Source organism: Sulfolobus sp. B1, assembly GCF_007050195.1.
Classification (GTDB): domain Archaea; phylum Thermoproteota; class Thermoprotei_A; order Sulfolobales; family Sulfolobaceae; genus Saccharolobus.
Genome location: NZ_QIMI01000104.1, coordinates 1 through 5,752, shown reverse-complemented (window position 1 = coordinate 5,752; position 5,752 = coordinate 1). Strand labels below are relative to the sequence as shown.

Genomic DNA, 5,752 nt, shown 5'->3' with positions numbered 1-5,752 from the left:
AGAGAACGTTATAAACTAGGCCTATTTATCACGGATTTAACTGGAATTCCTTATATAGTATTATCGTTTCTGCCTGTCTCCCCCATATTTGCATTTGGCTTCTTCATGCCTTTATTGGCATATATACTTTTAGGTAGTTATAGGGAGTCCTTATCTATAACGTTATCAGCTTTATTATCGTTTGTTCCTATCATATTTTATCTCAAATATATATTGCCTTATATAATATATATAATTATAATATCATTAATATTTCATCTTTATATATATACTGTAAATAAAAAAGGTGTTAAGATTCTTGGTTTCAAGTCTACACAAGTGGCTGTGCCATTTATAAGAGCTATTACTGAAAAAAATAAGGCTCCTTTAGAAAACTTTCTTAGTTTAATTTCAGTAAAAACTACTCTCAATATTTTACTTTATAAGTTGGACGATATACTATTTGTACTACCCCAAATACACTTTGGTATCTTTGGAGATATTGGAAGTTCGAGATTCGTATATTATGCTGAGAAAACTTTAGGTAAAAACGTTATGGTTTTTCATAGTGCGGGAAGTCATGAATTAGATTTAGCTTCTTCCTTTGATGTGAATAAAGTACTAGAAGAAATCAAGAGAAGTTTAAATGGAAATAGTTGGAACAAAGTTAATTTCTACGGGATCTCTGTAGAAAAAATTAATAATTTCGAAGTAACTTCACTTGAGTTTGATAAATTTAGAATATCCTTCCTTGAGAGACCGAACTTAGGAATAGATGATCTTCCATCCTCACTATGGAAATACATGCTTAGTTATAACAACTATTTAGTTGACTGTCATAATAATTATATGATAGAAGGATATTCAAAAGATGAAGTAGAAAGTTTAAAGATGTTCTTAATGGAACAGAAAGGAATTAAAAGTAATAGGAAACTTTATATCGGTTATGCTGAAGGCGTGATTGAAAAGTCTTGTGAGGGATTATGTGATAATAGGGTAAGGGTCGTAACGTTAAGTGATGGCGAGAGCAAGATCTCGTTGGTTTATCTTTATGCTAATAACTCGTCTAGAGAACTTTATACAGCTATGAAGAATCTTGAAGAAGGTTCAAGGGTTATATTAATAACTCCAGATGATCACTCTTGTACTGGAGTTAGTTTAGGGATAACCTACTATCCTGCTGGAGTTTGTGAAGAGTTAATAAATAAAACTAAAATGTTGGTAAAAGAATCTACACTTAATCTAAAAGAGGTTAAGAATATACAATATACCGTTGTCAAAGTTAAAGGAGTTAGGGTGGTGGGAAAAATAGTTTCCTTAATGTCTAAAGCATTAGAGGAAGTAGGAGCGTATACGGCTAAAACTTTTTGGATACCATTAGTTACTCCTTATTTAGCGCTTATAGCTATATTACTTGCCCAAAGCATTAGTAAAATCTGAAATTATCGTATCGACATTAGATTTCCATTTCATTAAATCTTTGGGATCATTAGGATAATTTCTGTATGCTTCCTTTATCTTTTTCATATATTCAGCTACTACCTTAAGTTTTAATAGTAGCGATGGTTTCCCCAGAGCCATTATCACTCTCATGGCTTTCTCAGCAACTGATAGTTGCAAATCTCCATTAGAACTTGCCTCAACTATATCTTCTTCTCTCAAAACCCTCTTATTCATTCCATAATTTATTTCGTCGTCTGTTAACTTTTGCAAAAACCTCCTAAATAGGTCAAGACTAGCTTGTTTAGCCCCGTATTTTTCCACATAGCACTCGTTAGCTATCCATAATCCACGTGCTGAGAAATCGTTTATCTCAAAAGCATTATGTATTGCTTTGGCTACACAGTAAGCTGAGATCATTGCTGATCCCTTACCTCCTCCATGAACTGGGTTTACTGTAAAGGCAGAATCTCCAATAACAGCTATCCCATCCCATACTATGCTCGCTAAAGGTCTTCTAGTTGGAACTAAAGCTCCTCCTTTAACTAATAGATCCTTCTTATCCACATCTGGGGCGTAGTAGTCTAAATATTTGTTATAGTAATCATGAATGTTTCCATACCCCATTCCACTCTGAATTCTTAAACCTACATTTACTTTTTCTGGTCCTTTAGGGAAATACCACCAATATCCGCCTGGCGAGGCTTTTTGGGTTATGTATATTCTTAAATAAGGATAATCCTCAATTTCATCCTTAGTTCTCAAAACTTCTCTATACGCGATATCAGCATCTCTATCATCTAGGAGTTCTGTAACTGGAAGCTCATATGGTAACTTACTTCTGAAACTCATGGAATAGCCAGTAGCATCGACTACCACATTGGCTTTGACCTCAAAAGTCTCATTCGTTCTTCTATTGAATAATATTGCTCCATCTACCTTTCCATTACTAATTATTGGCTTCATAGCCGTGGTTAGATCTAGGACTTCCACGCCCTTTTCATTAGCCTCCTTGACTAATCTTTGTATATATGTTGGAGAGTCTATTTCAAATCCTTTCCCCTTTACCGTCCATACGGTTTTCATATCTGGGCTGTATAGTTTTATTCCTTCAACCTCCTCTTCTAGTTCCTTCCCTCTAGGATAAGGCATTCCTAAATCGTCAAAGTGGTCTTTACTTATTGCATCACCACAAGGTTTATCTCCAAATCTGTTCCAAGGTTTACTATCTATTGCTAAAACTTTGAGACCCCTTTTAGACAAGTGCCATGCTAACGATGCTCCAGCCATCCCAAGTCCGATAATCAAAACGTCATATTCGGCTTTTCTCAAATCAGACCGCATTTAATTTGATCTCAAAAAATAAAAATCTATTTACAGTAATCCTTTATAATATTAGCCTTTATGGAATTAGGTATTTTTTGCATTATTTTCTCAATTATTACCTTATTATTATCATCACAATAGAGTATTAATCCCTTCATAGAATCTTTTGTCTCAATTACTTTTCTAAGCATTTGTTCAGTATCCTCTTTTTTCCATGTGTAAATATAAACTCCTAGGTCAATGTTGTCTAGGAGAGATTCCCTAGCATATTGTATAAATTCTGGATACGACAGCTCTGATATAAAGTGCAATATTAATTTTTTGCTATTGCTTAGTCTACACTCTTTGAACATTTTCTTTATGAATTCAGGTATGTCTTCCGGACTCGTGGACGAAATGATCATAAGAAACTTACTATCCGCTTGCACAATGTATTTAGTATAACTGAGGTTTAAATTACTTATGAAAATACCATAGCTAATTATCCATTATCTTAAGTGCTAGCGAAAGAAAATAGTATATATGATAATCCTAGTTATCTACAGAAAGTTAGATATGAATATGAGGAGCATTATAGCCGGACTGAGAAGGATATCGTTTGTAAAAGAGATTATATTTTATAATGGGGAGAAAAATATGATATTTGCTAATAATTATAAAATATGGGAGGAAGGAATGAATAATAATCCTATTGAAGAGATTTATGATATAAAGATATTCGAGATGTTGAGGAAATCTTATTTATTCTCCTGTGCTTAGCTTCTCAAATTCTTTATATAAAAGTTAGAGTCTGTAATGATTAAATATCCTCTAGACTCCGGTGGGAACTCTCTTGTTATACCTCCACTATAGATTACTCTTGCTAGTCTATCAGCTTCAAGTCTTTTGTATTGTCCTATTACTAACCAATCCCAAGGACCAGCCCCAATACTTTTTCTGAGTTGGTCTATCTCTCCTTGATGTCCGTGAACTATATAATACTTAACTGAAGCAGCTTCTGCAATATACATTGTTGTGCCGATGATTTCTTCTCTATACCTTGGTTCGGCTGTTATGCACTTTATCGCATGAGGATCCATATCGCCTGAGACGTAAATTATTTGAGCCCAAGGTGCTATGCTTCTTATAACGTATAATACATCTATTACCCTAGGGCATTCATAATCCCAATAACACTGTGTTGTATCTCCATTAAGAACAATAACTTCCGGCTCTTCTTTCTTTATAATACTAGATAAAGTACTTTCAACATGCGGTTCGGGGAATCTTACATTACTCATTACCAAAATCTTCACTATATCTCACCTTCAAAAACAAATACTTTTACCTCTTCTGAAGACATAACTCCTCTAGCCATTCCTTTCGTATTGTAGTAAGCAGATGCATTCCCATATCTATCTAATCCAATCATTCCAATATTATCTTTTCCAAAGATTTTAGTAACTTTGTTGATTACAGATCTTAATGAATCTTCTATACTAAATCCCATAGAAACTAATATATCGACTTCCTTTGCTGGCAATATTTTAAGTATTATTTCCCCTATACCAGTACTTGATACAGCAACATTAGTCGTTGCGTAATATCCAGCCCCGGGTATTGGAGAGTCTCCTACTCTTCCCGGCAGTTTACCACTAATTCCGCCCGTACTCGTCCCGGCTACTAGGTTTCCCTCATTATCCAAGGCAACTGCACCTACAGTATCTCCAGATATTACACTTCCGCTAGTAGAATGCATAACCTTTGAATTGTCAATCATTAGAACGTGTCTTCCTTGTTTTAAAATTTCTAAAGCCCTTTTTATTGCACTACCTTCTCTCAATCTCATTATTCCTCCTGCTTGTAAAGTATTCCCAATCATAATGCCAGCATCCATTTCTATATATCCCATGGAATTCTTTACACTACCTTTTCCCGCGTCAAATACTCCAGACTCCTCCATGGTATAAATAGCCTCGACAACTGCCTCTATAGCTGATCCTCTCTTAAATTCTTCAAATCCTCTAACTAGCGCCTCTTTTATTGTATTTTTAGCTCTCTCTTGATCGGTTATTCTCCAACTTCCTGCTCCACCGTGGACAACGATTACTGGTGATTTGTATCTCACATGTTGTTATTGTGAATAGATATTTTTATTTTCTGATTAATTGTTTTAAGATTAGGATGAAACCTAGTTACACGTTGCCTCTTTCGATACTCATGATAATATTACCAGTAGTACCAGCACTAGTAGACTCATTTCCAGGCTTTTTAGGTGGAGCGATTATAGATTTTGTCTTAGCTTTATACGTCTTATATTCAGAGAAACCTTGGGCTAATGATTTAAAGACTGCTATTAGTACTCTATACTTTACTGGTCTATCCTCAATTGCTGACGGTTTTGGGTTATTCTTAGCCTTACCTTATCATCCGGTGAAATTTGCGATAATAACTTTAATTTTATCAATCCCGTTTATATTCAATCTGATCCTGGTTCTCAGACCTATCTTACCAACAATAATAAAGAGAGACATATTATACGTTGGTAACGGATTTTTCGCTTTTTCAATAGTGCTTATCATAGGGGCTATAATAGGCAGAGTATTCATAACAAATTTCTACGTCTTACTGTCATTGTATTCTGGATTTCTAATTCTAGCTGTCTTAGCGTTATTATATTTTAGAAAGGGGTAATTTTTGATGAAGGTTAGCATAATTGGGGCTGGTCCTGCTGGTCTATCGCTAGCTTATTTCTTAAAGGGGAGAAAGGAGTTTGATGTAACAGTTTACGAAAGTATGTCTAAACCTGGAGTTAAACCTTGTGCGTGGGGTTTAATAACTGGAATTGAGGGATTTTTGCCAATTCCTAAAGGTAGTATAATAAGTGAAATAAAGGGATTTAGAATATATTTGAATAATAAGTTAATTTTTGATATCAGAAATAAGGAGAAATTGGGATATATTATAGATAAGCCACTCTTTCTTCAGAAGTTAGCTGAAGATATTGGAGATGTTAAATTTAACTCGA

Annotated in this window: 8 protein-coding genes; 4 read left to right on the top strand and 4 right to left on the bottom strand. The window is 34.5% G+C overall.

Translation table 11 applies throughout. The features are described from left to right. Positions 1-1,419: DUF2070 family protein (locus tag DMP16_RS07350; RefSeq protein WP_143577037.1), on the top strand; the 1,419-nt coding region annotated here is incomplete at its 5' end. On the opposite strand, the gene DMP16_RS07345 is transcribed toward DMP16_RS07350, so the two are convergent. Together DMP16_RS07345 and DMP16_RS07340 are read right to left on the bottom strand one after the other, a co-directional pair. Then, a complete protein-coding gene (locus DMP16_RS07345) occupies positions 1,390-2,751 on the bottom strand; it encodes a digeranylgeranylglycerophospholipid reductase (RefSeq protein WP_143577038.1) in 1,362 nt (453 codons plus the stop codon). The genes DMP16_RS07350 and DMP16_RS07345 overlap by 30 nt on opposite strands. A 38-nt stretch (positions 2,752-2,789) precedes the next feature. Next, positions 2,790-3,149 (bottom strand): DUF5751 family protein, encoded by a 360-nt coding sequence (locus tag DMP16_RS07340; RefSeq protein WP_255446830.1) that lies wholly within the window; start codon positions 3,147-3,149, stop codon positions 2,790-2,792. A 118-nt stretch (positions 3,150-3,267) separates the two neighbouring features. On the opposite strand from DMP16_RS07340, the gene DMP16_RS07335 reads away from it, so the two are divergent. After that, complete coding sequence (locus tag DMP16_RS07335; protein ID WP_069283975.1) at positions 3,268-3,504, top strand: hypothetical protein; 237 nt, start codon at positions 3,268-3,270, stop codon at positions 3,502-3,504. Here DMP16_RS07335 and DMP16_RS07330 read toward each other — a convergent pair. Further along, positions 3,501-4,040 carry a phosphoesterase gene (locus tag DMP16_RS07330; protein WP_069283976.1) on the bottom strand — a complete coding sequence of 180 codons (540 nt, stop codon included), beginning with the start codon at positions 4,038-4,040 and terminating at the stop codon, positions 3,501-3,503. The genes DMP16_RS07335 and DMP16_RS07330 overlap by 4 nt on opposite strands. Next, the gene (locus tag DMP16_RS07325) at positions 4,040-4,852 is read right to left on the bottom strand and encodes an isoaspartyl peptidase/L-asparaginase (protein ID WP_143577036.1); all 813 of its coding nucleotides are present in this window, start codon (positions 4,850-4,852) and stop codon (positions 4,040-4,042) included. Before DMP16_RS07325 ends, DMP16_RS07330 begins: the two co-directional genes overlap by 1 nt. A 56-nt stretch (positions 4,853-4,908) precedes the next feature. Here DMP16_RS07325 and DMP16_RS07320 point away from each other — a divergent pair, with 56 nt between their 5' ends. Then, on the top strand, positions 4,909-5,418 hold the full coding sequence (locus tag DMP16_RS07320) for a hypothetical protein (RefSeq protein WP_069283978.1): 510 nt from the start codon (positions 4,909-4,911) through the stop codon (positions 5,416-5,418). 3 nt (positions 5,419-5,421) lie between these two features. Further along, on the top strand, positions 5,422-5,752 hold a 331-nt coding region (locus tag DMP16_RS07315), incomplete at its 3' end, for an NAD(P)-binding protein (RefSeq protein WP_185957837.1).